This window comes from Cytobacillus sp. FSL R7-0680, assembly GCF_038009245.1.
Lineage (GTDB): Bacteria > Bacillota > Bacilli > Bacillales > Cytobacillaceae > Cytobacillus > Cytobacillus kochii.
Genome location: NZ_JBBPAO010000001.1, coordinates 1023646 through 1038740, shown reverse-complemented (window position 1 = coordinate 1038740; position 15095 = coordinate 1023646). Strand labels below are relative to the sequence as shown.

The window sequence follows — 15095 nt, the reverse complement described above, 5'->3', positions numbered from 1 at the left end:
CTAAGTATTTTTTTCCTGCCTATTTTCAATCTCATAGGAGATAAATAGAAAAGAGATTCCGAATATCCACATATGATGATTCGCCATTAACTTGCCATCTTTTGAAACAAACATCGTAAATTTTTCATTTAATGGCAAACGGAAGAAGTCATTTCTCCATTGAAAATATATCCCTTCATGCGACTGCTCATTTTCTTGAAAACTAGTTAATACTAAGTTCTCTTTATCCATCTTCAGTGAAAGAATACCGGTCATAGCAGAGAAAGGAAGGGGTAGACTTATATTCATATATTTTTTCCCTAAATGTTCATGTGCTGCATATAAAGCAATAAAGCAAACGTCATTGTTTATTTTTCTCACCCACGCTCGGGGATTTGTTCGCCCATCGACTTTAGATGAGACCGATACCAACTCACCGTTCATTTCTATTTTATTGCTATGGAGGGGCAAATGGATTTGTTTAACGAAGCGGCTCACTTGGTAATAACAGAAAGCAAATGGTTTAAACCATTTAGCCCAATGTACAGTTGCATACAAGCGAAACTCGCTTGTATGTTCATAAAAATCTCGGTATGGTTTTGGAATCGAACGGGTTGAATAACTTTGTAGTTCTTCAACAAGTCCCTCTACTTGTCTATTGTCTTTCACTTTAGTTAAAACTTCTTCACCAACCATCATGCCACCTCTCACATGACTCAATGGGATATTATGCTTAACGAAACGACTTTGGGGTCGGATAAAAAACCAAGCTAAGCAACCACATAAAGCAAAAAAGACACTATTCGTTATACCATGAAATTGAAGCATAAAAGGAATAGTAATCCCTTCATTTCCACCAAATCGACTTATGATATAGGCAACAGAAAATAAAATGGTTACACCTAAGGAAGCAAATGAAATGACAGCTAAGGATTTGTAAAACAATCTATGAATTCGTGCACTTAATGCATAATAAATCAGTCCATAGATTCCATATATATAAAGAACGACGGATACTACTTCTAACCAATAAGAAACAGCAATGCCAATTGCAAGAAGAAGCGGTGCAATAAGGACAGCTGTGCTACAGTAATAAAAACCCCTTCGCTTCCCTTTTAGTACGCGTCCTAAAAAACCAGCAAAAACCGGTAATAAAAAAGAAGCATAATGAAAATGGATACTCGTTAACCAAGTAATCATTGGTGAAAAACCAGTATCAACTCCATTATAATGAGCAAATGTCCATAATCCTCCAATTGCTAAATAAATCAAGCCAACATCAATCAAAAATTCTTCAAAGAGAGTGAAACCTCGGTTTAGAAAGCGGCATACCCCATAAAAACATATGAAAACCGTATAAAACAGGTAAATTGTAGAGAAAATCCAATTGGTCTCAACTGAAGTGAAAACCGTTAGTATAAAAATCGAAAGGACACCAATTGTAATGAATAGCCATCCGAATCTGTCTATCCAATCCCCTTTCTCAACAATAAGCAAGATCATTGTCGGGACATAAATCATTTGTGCTACGGTCAAAAGTAAAAAATAGCCACTATCGATTGATACGATAAGTGTGATAATAAATAAAATGATGTATAGGAGAAGTAATGTTTTTTTCTGTCTATTCATCAATAAAAGTCCCTTCATATGTAAACAATGTACCTATAAGCCGATTCATAACTTTTACTTTAATTCGAAACCGGCCAATCTTCTCATCGAATTGTTCATACACCTCTGCTTTTACTTGAAAGAAAGAGGGAATCTCTAACTCGTGTTTACCAATAAGCAACTTTTGCCGACCCGACACAATCTTTAAACCACCACAAGGTTGTACTTGAAAACATAGTGATGAGTATAAAGGGGACGGATATCCTAAAAAATCATCCACTTCTCTCGTCTGTTCATTCCACCTCATGTTTGCATCAAAAAAACGTACTTTCCCACCAATGAAAAACTTCCGCTCCCAATACACTTCGTTTTTTTCTATATTCAACGTATTTTTCACTTCAAACGGAATATTTTTACCATGTTCAGGGAACATTAAGCGTCTTTTTGTCGCTAAATATAAAAAAGGGCGTAGCCACCATTTATTTTCAATCATGTCCATTTTCCCTTTTCCTATAAAAATTGCCTCATTGAAACGGTATCTTTGCTGCATTCTCTTATGTAATCTTTCAAAATGTTCACCTAATACTTGCTCATACATAGTCATTTACGCTTTTTCACTCTCCTACAATTTTTAGCAGACGGTAGATGAGCCGAACTTAACCACCCAATCAGGGCAAGTATAATTAAACTAGTGTTAAACGTAAAAGGATTAAAGGGGGCAGTCATTAAAGATGGAATTCCGACAATTGCCGCTATGCCTAAAGCAAATAAAAGCAAGAGGGCTATTATAAACAGCTTCCCTTTTCGCTGAATAAATAAAAAGCTCAAGCCAAAGGCAATCTCACCTACACCAGCTATTACCGTCAATATTTTCGCATGCGCATATGAGACTGGCAATACATCAGTAATCATTTGCACCTCTAGGGGATGTTGTGTAATCAATTTAGGAACCAAACCGTGATAGATCCATATAAAAGCAAATAGAAAAGTAACTATCCAGTGAATGATAAAATTTCGATATTGCGTCTGAGGACTTTCCCCTTTTTCTAACCATCTTCGCAATACATCGAAACTAAGGGCCGTTGACCATCCTAATAAAGGTCGGAAAAAATAGTTATCTAGCAACATACCAAACTTACCTAATGGGACATCATAGTCATATTGGGTAATAAATAATGTCTTATTTTCTCCTTTAGGTTCATATTTCCAGTATCCTCTACCTTCCCTTATTGGCGAAAACGAATAATCGGTACCGAAATGAAGCGATGAAGTCTTTTTTCCATCCCTATCTACGCTACCTTTTGTTTTCCCCCATCCTATTATTTCTAAAAGTGGTGGGATATTTCGCTTATATGTAAAAGTTTGTACATCATCATCCAGTATTTCTTCATAGTGAATGCTTGAGAACCTGATATCCCATTCCACATGCTTAGTAGGTTCTTGTGTGTATGTCCAAACGTCATCTAGCGCACGATTGATATCAATCTCCACATAAATCGGTTTAGGCTTCATCAACCCACCTCCCTTATTTCCCATTATAACTGATAATAAACGGTTGAATCACCAAATGTTGGAGAATAATCAATTCATACATAGGATTCTTTAATTAGATTAAAAGACGAAATTCTCCTTCGACTATCTTTCTACTCTAGAATCGGTAAAAGATATATCGAACTCATCAAAATAAATAAAATATTCAAATAATATTGACATTAATCAAATCTTTTTTGTATATTTAAAACTATGTATTATATATAAAACAAAGGAGGAATTAACATGAAAAGCACTTTATTCACTTTATTACTGTCAACACTGCTCCTTCTGACAGCTTGTGGAAATGCTTCTTCTACTACAGAGGATGGGAAGACCGCACTTACTTTTGCAGAGCCAGCACGAATTCTTTCCTTCGCCCCTCTCTATGTGGCAATTGAAAATGGATATTTTGAAGACGAAGGAATCGAGGCAAATATTGCTTCAGGTGGTGGTGGTTCCCAAGTAACAGCGACTATTCTTTCAGGAGATACACAATTTGCGCTAGCTGCACCACGTGCCATGTTATCTGCCATTGAGGCAGGAGAAGACCTTGTAGCCATCCAAGGATTAAATTCTGCTCTCACATATGAAGTAGCGCTGTCTAAAGCCTTTATGAAAGAAAAAGGCATAACAAAGGAATCCACTGTTGAGGAGAAAGTAAAAGCATTAGCTGGTGCAAAAATTGGCTCTAATCAAGTGGGAGATTCCGGCGATGTTTATTTACGTTATTTAATGGAAAAGTATGGACAAGATCAATCGACCCTTGAAACAGTAAAAATGGAAGGAACAGGATCAAAAGTCGGTGGAATGCAAGAAGGTATTATTGATGGTGGAATTGCGTCACCTCCATTCTCTGCACTGGTTGAAGCAGAAGATGGTGGTTCACTTGCACTCGAACTAAGTGAAGAAGAAATGTACGCTGAACTAGCTTGGGAGATTGTTTTTGCGAAAAGAGACTATATCGAAGACAACCCTGAACTTACTACAAAAGTTGTAAGGGCATTAGGAAAAGCGATTGAATTTACTCGGGACAATCCAGGTGAAGCCGCTGGATTAATTACAGGGTATTTTGAAGGAGTTGATCAAGAAATATTAGAAAAATCACTCACTTCATTAAAACCAACCTATGTCGGGTATGGTGAAATGACTCAAGCTGCATGGGATCACGCACAAGACCCTTTAGTTGAATTAAGTGAAATTTCTGGTGTAAGCCAAACTCATGATACGGCTGAAGAAAAACTTTGGACAAATCGTTACTTAAAAGAGGCTTTCCCAAAATAATAGGAAAGGAAGGGTACGATGAAAGATACACAATCAATACCTAAACTGCAAAGTCAATTCCTCGATGTCACTTATATGAACCATAAAACCGGTCAAGAGGTAACTGCTTTAAAAAATATTAACCTCGCCATTCAAGAAGGAGAATTTATTTGTATTGTCGGTCCATCAGGTTGTGGAAAAACAACTTTCTTAAATACTGTGATCGGTTTTATTGAACCGAGTAATGGGTCCATTCTTTTAGATAATAAGAAAATAGTCGGACCTGGGAAAGATCGCTCTATGGTCTTTCAATCTCCGAGTCTCCTTCCATGGAGAAATGTAATGGACAACGTCTTATATGGGGTAGAATTACAAAAGAGACTGAGTCCTGATACAAGAGAGCTAGCGAAAACATATATCGAAATGGTTGGCCTCAAAGGATTTGAAAGTCATTATCCGCATGAACTATCTGGTGGTATGCAACAACGAGTAAACCTTGCAAGAGCCTTAACAGTGGAACCCTCCTTACTACTTTTAGATGAACCATTCTCCGCTCTTGATGCACAAACAAGAGAATTTATGCAACAGGAACTTGTGAGAATATGGAGTGAAACGAAAAAAACAAGTATTTTTATCACCCATCAAATCGACGAAGCTGTTTTTTTAGCTGATCGCGTTTTTGTGTTTGGTGCAAGACCTGGCCATTTAGTAGAAGATATTTCGATTGATTTAGTAAGACCAAGAGAATTGAAGATAAAAAGAGAACCACATTTTCTACAATATGTTGACCGTATTTGGCAGTTAATAGAAAATGAGTCAGCAAAACAAGGATTCGCCTAAGGAGGAGACATTCAGTGAGTAAAACCGAAATGACATCCACCATTCCAGTGAAAAATAAATCGCTAAAAATAAAAACAAAAAAAAGCACCGTCTGGATTAGTGTAACTTCCGTTATTCTATTTTTAATTTCTTGGGAATTGATTTCTTATTATAAGCTTATTAACCCACTATTTATAAGCTCACCTATTAAAATTGTTGAAGCGGCTACGACACTTTTTGCAGATCCTAGGTATTGGCAACATCTAGGTGTTAGTGCTTATGAATTTTCACTTGGGTTTATACTGGCTATGGCGATAGGGATTCCAATTGGCATATTTGCAGGGTGGAATCGTATTTTCAACAGTATAATTAGTCCATTTGTATCCGCTCTATACGTTACGCCAAAAGTTGCATTATTACCCATAATCATCATTGCTTTTGGGATTGGTGTGGCATCTAAAATCGTCGTCGTATTTTTAATGGCATTTTTTCCTATTGTCATGAGTGCACAAAAGGCCATGTCCACTCTAGATCAAAACTTAATTAAAGCAGCTCGTAGTTTTACCGCATCTGAATTCCAAATATTTAAAACGATTGCTCTCCCCTCCACAGTTCCTTTTCTTCTAAACGGTATTCGCTTAGGGCTAGGACAGGGATTAATCGCAATTGTCGTTGGTGAAATGTATGCATCTACAGCTGGTATTGGTTATCATCTCACACATGCAGGCCAAAATTTAAAAACTGCGGAAATGTTTGTAGGTGTCGTTGTAATCGCTGTTTCTGGTGTCATTCTCACCGGCATTATCGGCTTGATTGAAAAAAGATTTAGCTCATGGAAACCTGAATAATTATCAATAAGCAGCATAAAAAGGTTGAACTTATAGTAATGATAAGATCAACCTTTTGCTATTTATTTTATATGTTTTTCATTTTTGCATGTCAGTTGGGATTTGATATCTTTGATGAGTGGATGATAATTTCATAGCTGGCCTGGCAACGATAAATCATGTTTAATACCATTTTTCCTTCTTAGTCATGCGGTATTTTTAAAACCATTTTCCCAAATACCTTTCCTTTATCCATTTTCTCATGAACACTTTCAATATCTTGTAGATCATATACTCCATCAATTACTGGCTTTAACTTATGAGCCCCGTAGAAATCAATCACTGATTTAAATTCAGAAGCACTACCCATTGTTGTCCCTAGAATATGTAATTGCTTAAAGAAGATTCTTGGCATCACAACTTGCTCTACCGGTCCTAATGTCGCACCAAAGGAGACGATTTTACTACCAGGTTTAGCCAAATAGATGAGATCATTAAAGGTAGATCCACCAATACTATCAATACTTAAATCGGCACCACCTGATAGTGCTTTTAATTCCTTCACCCAATCCTCATTGCGGTAGTTTACTCCATCAGTAGCCCCTAGTTCCTTAGCATAAGCAATTTTCTCATCACTGCTTGAAGTAACAAAGACCGTCGCTCCTTTTGCTACAGCAATTTGTAATGCAAAAGTCGCAACACCTCCTCCAATACCCGGAATAATAACGGTATCAGATGGTTTGACCTCTCCTTTTGTGACAACGGCTCGGTATGCTGTAAGTGCGCCTAATGGAATGGCAGCTGCTTCTTCTAATGTTAAATGAGAAGGTTTTTGTAGCACATTCTCAGCAGGTACTGTCACATACTGTGCATAAGTCCCGTTTGAGGGAACACCAAGTACTGTATGTTTAGCTTGAGGATAGTCAATGTTATCTCCCCAATCAAGCCCTGGATTGATGACAACTTCACTACCTACAGCGATACCTGAAACCCCTTCACCTAATGCTGCAATGACACCTGCCCCATCAGAACCTAAAACAGAAGGAACCGCGATTCCAGGATAAGCACCATATCGGATAAATACATCACGACGATTAACAGCAGCATAATGTAATCTCACGAGCACTTCACCTTTATTGGGCTGTGGTGTCTCTACTTCTTCATAATATAATGGAGCAATCATATTTCCTTTTTTCATTTTGTCTTTTAATACAACCGCTTTCATTTATTCTACCCCTTTCCAAACCTCTCCTGTATGTAAAGCAATTATTTTACTTAATTAAACATAATACAAGTATACCAAACCAAGTGATTAATTCAAAAATTCTGATTTATTAGAACATCTATAGATTGACTTAATATGCTTGAAACGACAAATGCGAACATATCCAATGAAGATTATCCTCTGATATGTTCGCATAAAATCACATTCATAAATAAACATAATAGCTAAAATCATTGTCTTGTTAAGCTTCTATTAGGCTATTATTCTACTTACTTCCAGCATATAACCAGTAAATATTGTTACATTTTAAGCATATTTGCGAATAAGCTCTGTAAGTTTCGCTTCCATTTGAGGGATATCATTTACAGACAAACAGACCCTTAATTTCGTCTCATCTGTTTCCATAAGTTCTGAAAGAAAGGAGCCAAAGTCTCTTGCTCGGCGGTCGACTTCAATGAGTAATTCCACATTACTTTCACTTTGCTTCATGAAGATCAATTCTATTTCATCCAACCGGCCTCGAAACTCTCCGCTAGCAGGAATAAATTCCCACTCTTGAGCAAACGGATATTTATCTCTTAATCTTCTAGGTACTTCCTCGCATACTACTTCTCTTAACCTAAATCCAATATCCTCCATGCTATGTAAAATGGAAGAAGATAATCGATTAGGTTCAACCTTTATAAAATCTGTGTCGTTAGGGTCCATAGCGTTCTTAATATCCCCTGAAGTCTGTAACCAAACCTTTGTTTTTCCGTAAGTCATCGGTGTATCATAAGGTAATTGAAAAGAAAAAGGCACTTCTTTTTCTTCACCTTCTAAAACGGTTATATTTTGTGTAATCAATTGGCGACTTAGAACTGCTGTTTGTGCGCTTACCCCATTATCATCATTTTCGACATCATATTTACAGCATATTTCTATATATAAATGTTCAATCTGTTGATCTATTTTCCCACCGGTGATTGCAATGACACCGTCGATTTGTTCGCCTTGCACAAAAGATGCTTTTGCAAGTTTTGTATCCACTTTACAGCCACCTATACCCACACTAGCTAAAACTTTAGAAAAGAAACTCATTCATTTCTTCCTCCTCATCATATTCATCCTCATCTATATTTTACCATGTAGTGATAGATATCAACACATATTTTACTTGGCTTTTACTACTTCCGACACATATCCTGCTTCACATTTGCCAGGTAATTTGGTAAGGAATGATGAGAAAAAACAGGAGTTTCTCATCCATGTAAAATAGAATATCTAATGAAGTATCTTTCTGGAACCAACACATCGGAAAAAAGGTGTTATTTTATTCAAATGAAAAATTGGTAAATGAGCTATTCAATCATACAAATTTTTTAAAATATAGATCTTTCTCATATAACCCCTTGTATTTTTAATGCTGCTATTTCTCCCTCATCCAAACCTAATTCCTCTTGTAAGAACAAATTTGTATGCTCTCCGAGGATTGGTGGTGCCAGATCATACCTTATGTTTAATCCAGAAAAACGTAAAGGACTTTTCGTTAATTTCACCTCTCCCATCACTGGATGTAACATTGTTCCAACCGTTTCTCTTGCAATTACTTGCGGATCATTAAAGGCTTGCGTAATACTATTAACTTTTCCAGCAGGAATACCGTATTGGGAAAACTTCTCTAACCAATTGTCTGCTGTATTTGCTAACATTTGTTCAGCTATCCATGGGACTAAGATATCTTTATACTCTAAGCGTTTTTCGTTTGTTTGAAACCTATGATCACTTACCCATTCTGGTTTATCTAATAGTATGCATAATTGTCTAAACAAATGGTTATTTCCTACACAAATCATTAGCGGTTGGTCTTTACAATCAAAAACTTGATAGGGAACAACATTATTATGTTGATTGCCTAATCTTTTAGATTCCATACCAGTATTTAGGTAGCCACTCGCAATATTGGCCATTGAGCTGATTTGCACATCTAGTAAAGATAAGTCGATATGCTGACCCACACCATTATTATCTCGCATCCTTAAAGCGGCTAAGATACCTATAGCGACATATTTAGAGGTAAGAATATCCGCAATTGGAATTCCCACTTTTGTTGGCTCACCATCAGGGTGACCTGTCACATCCATTAATCCACTCATCGCTTGAATAACTGGATCAAAACCTGGTTCTGTACGCATTGGACCTGTTTGTCCAAAGCCTGTTACAGAACAAAGTATAATCCTATTATTGATTTTTTTTAATTCATCAAAGGCAATACCAAGCTTTTTCAATGTCCCTGTTTTAAAGTTTTCAAGGACGATATCAGCTTTTGCTACTAACTGCTTAAAAATAGTCAATCCTTCATGAGATTTTAAATTAAGGGTAATAGAACGTTTATTCCGATTGGCTGTAAAATAATAGCTGCTGTGACCATTCACAAACGGCCCCCAATCTCGCATGCTATCAGTACCCATAGGTGATTCTATTCTAATTACATCGGCACCTAAATCAGCTAATATCATTGAACCAGCCGGTGCAGCGTAAACTCTTGATAAATCCAATACTCTAATTCCATCCAAGGCTCTATCCACGACTACCTCCCCCTTCACATCCATTCATTGAAATTTCGGTTTTCTCTTCTCTGTTACCGCTTTTACTCCTTCACGATGATCTTCTAATTCGGTTGTGATTGCCATAAACGAAGAAATCATATCTAATGATGACCTTAGGCTCATTGTTTGATTTTGATAGACAGCTCTTTTAATGAAGCGAATGGCCGTTTGTGGTCCATTTGCTAATTTTTTGGCATAGTTCTCTGTAAAACCTTCCAACTCATCATCAGCAATTACAAATGTGACCAATCCCATTTCTTTCGCCTCATTAGCCGTCAATACTTTCGCTGTCCAAAGCATATCTAAAGCTTTGTCTATTCCAACTATTCTCGGAAGAAAATAAGCAGCACCATCCCCAGGAACTAAGCCGACTTTTGTATAACTTTCAGATAGCTTCGCTCCTTCTGCGGCTATGCGGATATCACACATTAATGCCATATCAAGACCTGCTCCAAATGCCGCTCCATTAATTTCTGCAATAACAGGTTGATCAATCTCTTCCAATAATAAAGGGATCCGTTGTACCTTTTTCCATAGTGAATTTTTTCTTGCAAGACCAGTGGTTACACGATCTTCATCAGAACGATAAAATCCCCTGCCTGCGCCCATCTCTTTCATATCTCCACCAGCACAAAAACCTTTTCCATTTCCTTTAACAATCACAACACGTATATCATTAGAATCTCGCACAGTCTGTAGTGCGTCAATCCATAAATCTAGCATTTCCTCACTAAACGCATTCATTGCATTTGGGCGGTTTAATATAATTTGTGCAATTCCGTCTCTTACCTCAAAATGTAAATCAGACATTTTCTTTACCTCCTTATAAAATGGATTTAACTTCGTGATTATCCACTAATAGTGACCAAATAGTGACTGGACTGTGTGCTATATAAGTGCTTAATTCCCCTTGCCAATAGCGCTCATTTCCAGCTTCATCACGCCATGACCATAACCGTTTTGTTAAATGATGCAGCGTATGCTCATATGTCATCCCAATAGCTCCATGGAGCTGATGGGCGGTCATCGCAATATCGCCTGCAACGGCACTCACCTTTATCTTCGTCAACATGATAGACAACGAATCATGGCTACCCTGAAGCATTTCCACTGCATTGTTAACAGCAGCTAAGCAAGCAGCGGTTTCTCCTACTAGAAGTGAGATATGTTGCTGCACTGCTTGAAAACGATATAAATTCTTGCCAAACTGTTTACGCTCACTTGCATAAGACAGGCACTCCTGTACTACTCGTTCACTAATGCCAGCAAGCATCGCCGCTTTAGCCAATGCATACAGTTGCTCTACTATTTTCTTACTCTCACAATCTTCTATTATTTTGATGGCTGAATCTCCAATATGAATGTCATGAAAAATCAAGGAATCACGTGGTTCACCGGCTAGATTCACCTGTTCATGTATCTTTGACTCGTTTACTGGTACGAGGACCATCATCCACTCGTTTTGACATTTAGCGAGGGCAACGATTTCTTTTGCTACCCTTCCCCAAGGTACATTTAAAGCCTCTCCGCTTAAAATATAGTTACCGTTATGTTTCCTAACTTCCAAAGGGTTTTGTTCATTAAAATGGAATGATAACGGTTGATCATGAGTGATTTTCATCTCGTACTGTGACAGAATCCATTTACTAATTAAAGTTTCAGGTAAAGGTAGAGGAATTGGGTATTGACCAACTAATCTAATAACTGTAAAACCATCTTCATAATCTCCACCCACTCCACCATATGCTTCCGGTATATTTACTCCTGTTAGACCCATGTCATTTAGGGATGCCCATAACTCATCATCAAATAAACCCTTTTGTCCCTTTTCAAGTAAGTCCTGTGTAGATTGTTTCTTCAAAAATTTACTGGCCGAATCATAAATATACTCTTTTATTTCACTCATTCTGATACAACCCCTTTGGCAATAATTCCTCGTAAGATTTCCGTTGTTCCCCCTCTTAGAGTGAAACCTGGGCCATGCAAAATAGATTGTGTATACAGCTCACCGATAGACTTACTATTTAATAAATCAGGGTGCTTAGACAATACTAACCTCACCGTCTCTGCCACTTTTGTTTCAAAAGTTGTTCCTCTATCTTTAACAAGTGAGGCAATAAATGAAACATCCTTCCCCTCGTCAAGATACTTTGCCACACCAATAGATAAATTTCTAATGCTCCATAGCTCTGGAAGGAGCGAGAGCATTTCTGTTAATCCTTCTCGATCATTTATCCTTTTTAGTTCATCAATTACACCTGAAAATAATGGGTATGTACTGAGTATTCTCTCTGGTCCACTTCTTTCATAAGCAAGTTCTGCCATTCCTTGTTTCCAACCATTCCCGATTTGACCGACCACTTGTTCATCTGGAACGAAAACGTTTTCAAAAAATACCTCATTAAAATGATGCTCACCTGTTAAAAAAGTGATTGGGCGAATGGTCACACCATTAACATGTAAATCAACAATTAACTGACTCATACCATCATGGCGATTTTCTTCATCTTCTGGTGATGTACGACATAGTACGACCATATAGTGAGCGATATGAGCACCACTTGACCATATCTTTGAACCAGTGAGTAGCCAGCCGCCAGCCGTTCGTACTGCCCGAGTTTTGATGGCAGCTAAATCAGAGCCAGCATTCGGTTCACTTAAACCAATAGCAAAGAAACATTCCCCTTTTGTGATTTGCGGTAAAAAAGTCTTTTTTTGATTTTCCGTCCCATATTTTAGAAGCAATGGCCCCGTTTGTCTATCAGCAAACCAATGAGCAGCAACGGGTGCACCTGCTACAAGCAACTCCTCTGTTAAAATATATCTATCAATGGCGCTCTTTTCACTTCCACCATATACCTGCGGCCATGTCATTCCAATCCAACCTTTATCACCTAGCTTTTTCGAAAAAGTAGATGATTCTCCACTTAGCCATGAATCACATGTAGGTGTAAAATGCCCGGATTGTATTTCTTCTCTTAAAAATGCGCGGACTTCATTTCTAAATGACTGCTGATCTGATGTCAATTGAACAGTTGGCACTTCTAATTTAACCATTCTTTTCATCCTCTCATTTTATCGGTATTCGATACTATATATCTATATATAATATTTTATTTAAAATATTCTTTTTTGTCAATTTTAAATATTTAGAATATTTACAGAGTAATTCAGTGTTTTAACCTAAAAAAGAGCACCTAGGAACTGTCTCCCAAATGCTCTTTTAAATCCAGTTTTTATAATGCCGTTTTAGCACCCAAATATTTCGGTTTCCAATAACTTGAAGACATATCAGCAATTGTTACACCTGTACTTGTTCCAGCATGAATAAATTGATTGTTGCCTAAATAAATACCGGCATGTGATGGTCCTTTTTTATACGTTTCAAAGAAAACAATATCACCTGGTTGTGGAGATGAAACAGATGTAGTCGCTTGCCAAATCGTCTCCACTGTTCGTGGTATGGAAACACCGATTTGATTAAAAACATATTTTAGAAATCCACTACAGTCAAACCCTGAAGACGGTGAATTTCCTCCCCAAGTATAAGGAACACCGATATGTTTTTTCGCTTCTTTTATTAATTGATTTACCTGTGACTGTTGGTTATTACTAGTTTGATTTCCACCAGCCGAGGAGTTAGATGAACTCACTTTTAATACCTGACCTGGACGGATTACATCCGTTGTTAAGTTATTCATATTTTTTAACTGCGCCACTGATAACTGATGCTTTGAGGCAATTAACCAGAGACTATCACCTGATTGTACTGTATAAGTTGATTGGTTTGTATTAGGGGTTGAAGGTGCTCCCCCTGAACTCACCTTTAGCTTTAATTTCTGCCCTGGATATATTCTATCGGAACTCAGCCCATTGATGTTTTTTAAATCAATGACAGAGATACCATGTTGATGTGCAATTTTCCAAAGTGAGTCTCCACTTTTGACTGTATAGGTACTTGTTTGTTCTGCCCCATTAACCTTCAGCTTTTGACCAACAACAATTGTAGAACTCTTTAGCTGATTCCACTCCATTAATTGATTGATGGAAAGATTATATGTATTAGACAATTTCCATAAAGTATCACCTGATTGCACTGTATGTGTTTGCGCTGCTCCAACTTCTGCATATGTTGCCGCAAAAAGAGTAGTAGCCGCTGCTATTGACACGAGTTGTTTTTTCATCTCTTTGTACACTCCTAATCTATCATTTCTCATTCATGATAGAGTGCATACGAAGAAAAACAAACCGTGAAAAACATGGTTTATATGTAATATAATTACAATTTAAAAGAAAATACATACTAAACTTCCAATAGCATCCACAATAAACAGTTCTTTATCACTAAAACAAAATGTAACACAAAAGAAAATAGTTACATTTTATTTGTCCATTTTGTGACACCTATGAAAAAAATGGGCCGATTTAATCAACTAATTGTTTTTCTTTTCTCTAAAGGGTCTTTCCTCCTATCCTTAAAAGGAAGATACATAAGTACAAATAACAATATTGCTACAGCCTCAAGAACAAAAATGTAATAAGGATATGGGCCAAAAAAGTCGAGCACAGAACTCGTCGCTGGTTTTCGAGAAAGAAACATATAATTTCCATCCGTAACATAGTTAATAACAGCCGCTATAATCGCAAATATATTAAGAGAAATAAACGCAGCTACAACCCCTTTACTTGATGGAGAGTACTTGAAGCTAAATATATAAAGTAGAGCTGTCCATACGATGATCATATGGATAAAGAAAAATTGAAAATAACGAAAATGTGGGTATCCGAAAAACAATTCTGGCGTTAAGATAGCCATAGTCGCTCCCGCAATACCAATATAATAAGTTAATTGAAAGAGCAAACGTTTTTGAAAAATAAGTAATAGCAAACAAAGTAGCACACTAATCGAGCATAAGTGAAGAGGCAAAGCAAAAGAGACATCCCACTTTCCACCTATCCATAACCAATAGTGATAACTTCCTTCTAAAAAGAGCAAGAGCAATAAGAATATTACTCTTAACATCGTTTTATGTCCGGCTAACCTTTTTCTCTGGAAATATAAGAAGAAGGATCCTATTAAAAAGAGTACTACCATTACAAGGTGTGAAGTAGAAAATATCTCAAAGGAGTAGTTGCTATGGTTTTGCTCAAATAGTTGCATAACATTCCTCCAATATATGTATCTAATTGTCCCTTATTGTTCTATTACAGAGCTAGTAGCAGGATCAAACATTCACAATAATAAGGAAAAGAACA

Annotated in this window: 14 protein-coding genes; 3 read left to right on the top strand and 11 right to left on the bottom strand. The window is 37.0% G+C overall.

What is annotated here, in order from left to right:
• Genes MKY26_RS05325 through MKY26_RS05315 form a run of 3 tightly spaced genes read right to left on the bottom strand, consistent with a single transcriptional unit; the run spans position 1 to position 3099 of the window.
• Positions 1-1608 carry a YndJ family protein gene (locus tag MKY26_RS05325; RefSeq protein ID WP_341092502.1) on the bottom strand — a complete coding sequence of 536 codons (1608 nt, stop codon included), beginning with the start codon at positions 1606-1608 and terminating at the stop codon, positions 1-3.
• Positions 1601-2191 carry a DUF4166 domain-containing protein gene (locus MKY26_RS05320; protein ID WP_095373406.1) on the bottom strand — a complete coding sequence of 197 codons (591 nt, stop codon included), beginning with the start codon at positions 2189-2191 and terminating at the stop codon, positions 1601-1603. Before MKY26_RS05320 ends, MKY26_RS05325 begins: the two co-directional genes overlap by 8 nt.
• Positions 2188-3099: a DoxX-like family protein gene (locus MKY26_RS05315; protein WP_322909277.1), complete on the bottom strand. Its 912-nt coding sequence runs from the start codon at positions 3097-3099 to the stop codon at positions 2188-2190. The genes MKY26_RS05320 and MKY26_RS05315 overlap by 4 nt, the downstream gene beginning before the upstream one ends.
• Before the next feature lie 264 nt (positions 3100-3363).
• Here MKY26_RS05315 and MKY26_RS05310 point away from each other — a divergent pair, with 264 nt between their 5' ends.
• Genes MKY26_RS05310 through MKY26_RS05300 form a run of 3 tightly spaced genes read left to right on the top strand, consistent with a single transcriptional unit; the run spans position 3364 to position 6047 of the window.
• The gene (locus MKY26_RS05310) at positions 3364-4401 is read left to right on the top strand and encodes an ABC transporter substrate-binding protein (protein WP_341092490.1); all 1038 of its coding nucleotides are present in this window, start codon (positions 3364-3366) and stop codon (positions 4399-4401) included.
• An 18-nt stretch (positions 4402-4419) separates the two neighbouring features.
• Positions 4420-5220, top strand: a complete 801-nt coding sequence (locus tag MKY26_RS05305) for an ABC transporter ATP-binding protein (RefSeq protein ID WP_095373409.1) — start codon at positions 4420-4422, stop codon at positions 5218-5220.
• Between the two features lie 14 nt (positions 5221-5234).
• Positions 5235-6047, top strand: a complete 813-nt coding sequence (locus tag MKY26_RS05300) for an ABC transporter permease (protein WP_095373410.1) — start codon at positions 5235-5237, stop codon at positions 6045-6047.
• A 181-nt stretch (positions 6048-6228) separates the two neighbouring features.
• Here MKY26_RS05300 and MKY26_RS05295 read toward each other — a convergent pair whose 3' ends face one another.
• The 8 genes from MKY26_RS05295 to MKY26_RS05260 form a co-directional block, all read right to left on the bottom strand.
• Positions 6229-7251: a zinc-binding dehydrogenase gene (locus MKY26_RS05295; RefSeq protein ID WP_341092476.1), complete on the bottom strand. Its 1023-nt coding sequence runs from the start codon at positions 7249-7251 to the stop codon at positions 6229-6231.
• Positions 7252-7557: 306 nt separating this feature from the next.
• Positions 7558-8331 (bottom strand): sporulation protein, encoded by a 774-nt coding sequence (locus tag MKY26_RS05290; protein ID WP_307314186.1) that lies wholly within the window; start codon positions 8329-8331, stop codon positions 7558-7560.
• A 299-nt stretch (positions 8332-8630) separates the two neighbouring features.
• Positions 8631-9818, bottom strand: a complete 1188-nt coding sequence (locus MKY26_RS05285; RefSeq protein ID WP_341092470.1) for a CaiB/BaiF CoA transferase family protein — start codon at positions 9816-9818, stop codon at positions 8631-8633.
• Positions 9819-9842: 24 nt separating this feature from the next.
• Positions 9843-10649, bottom strand: coding sequence for an enoyl-CoA hydratase/isomerase family protein (locus tag MKY26_RS05280; protein ID WP_341092466.1), 807 nt, complete (start codon positions 10647-10649; stop codon positions 9843-9845).
• Positions 10650-10662: 13 nt separating this feature from the next.
• On the bottom strand, positions 10663-11745 hold the full coding sequence (locus MKY26_RS05275; RefSeq protein WP_341092460.1) for an acyl-CoA dehydrogenase family protein: 1083 nt from the start codon (positions 11743-11745) through the stop codon (positions 10663-10665).
• A complete protein-coding gene (locus MKY26_RS05270) occupies positions 11742-12896 on the bottom strand; it encodes an acyl-CoA dehydrogenase family protein (RefSeq protein WP_341092456.1) in 1155 nt (384 codons plus the stop codon). The genes MKY26_RS05275 and MKY26_RS05270 overlap by 4 nt, the downstream gene beginning before the upstream one ends.
• A 179-nt stretch (positions 12897-13075) precedes the next feature.
• Positions 13076-14023, bottom strand: a complete 948-nt coding sequence (locus MKY26_RS05265) for a C40 family peptidase (RefSeq protein ID WP_095373417.1) — start codon at positions 14021-14023, stop codon at positions 13076-13078.
• A 245-nt stretch (positions 14024-14268) separates the two neighbouring features.
• Positions 14269-15000 (bottom strand): YwaF family protein, encoded by a 732-nt coding sequence (locus tag MKY26_RS05260; RefSeq protein ID WP_341092448.1) that lies wholly within the window; start codon positions 14998-15000, stop codon positions 14269-14271.
• Positions 15001-15095: the final 95 nt, after the last annotated feature.

What these genes read in the sequence shown, in the direction of transcription:
- MKY26_RS05260 (WP_341092448.1), bottom strand. Translation starts at nt 15,000, where the DNA reads ATGCAACTATTTGAGCAAAACCATAGCAACTACTCCTTTGAGATATTT.
- MKY26_RS05275 (WP_341092460.1), bottom strand. Translation starts at nt 11,745, where the DNA reads ATGAGTGAAATAAAAGAGTATATTTATGATTCGGCCAGTAAATTTTTG.
- MKY26_RS05290 (WP_307314186.1), bottom strand. Translation starts at nt 8,331, where the DNA reads ATGAGTTTCTTTTCTAAAGTTTTAGCTAGTGTGGGTATAGGTGGCTGT.
- MKY26_RS05315 (WP_322909277.1), bottom strand. Translation starts at nt 3,099, where the DNA reads ATGAAGCCTAAACCGATTTATGTGGAGATTGATATCAATCGTGCGCTA.
- MKY26_RS05305 (WP_095373409.1), top strand. Translation starts at nt 4,420, where the DNA reads ATGAAAGATACACAATCAATACCTAAACTGCAAAGTCAATTCCTCGAT.
- MKY26_RS05295 (WP_341092476.1), bottom strand. Translation starts at nt 7,251, where the DNA reads ATGAAAGCGGTTGTATTAAAAGACAAAATGAAAAAAGGAAATATGATT.
- MKY26_RS05325 (WP_341092502.1), bottom strand. Translation starts at nt 1,608, where the DNA reads ATGAATAGACAGAAAAAAACATTACTTCTCCTATACATCATTTTATTT.
- MKY26_RS05320 (WP_095373406.1), bottom strand. Translation starts at nt 2,191, where the DNA reads ATGACTATGTATGAGCAAGTATTAGGTGAACATTTTGAAAGATTACAT.
- MKY26_RS05280 (WP_341092466.1), bottom strand. Translation starts at nt 10,649, where the DNA reads ATGTCTGATTTACATTTTGAGGTAAGAGACGGAATTGCACAAATTATA.
- MKY26_RS05265 (WP_095373417.1), bottom strand. Translation starts at nt 14,023, where the DNA reads ATGAAAAAACAACTCGTGTCAATAGCAGCGGCTACTACTCTTTTTGCG.
- MKY26_RS05310 (WP_341092490.1), top strand. Translation starts at nt 3,364, where the DNA reads ATGAAAAGCACTTTATTCACTTTATTACTGTCAACACTGCTCCTTCTG.
- MKY26_RS05270 (WP_341092456.1), bottom strand. Translation starts at nt 12,896, where the DNA reads ATGGTTAAATTAGAAGTGCCAACTGTTCAATTGACATCAGATCAGCAG.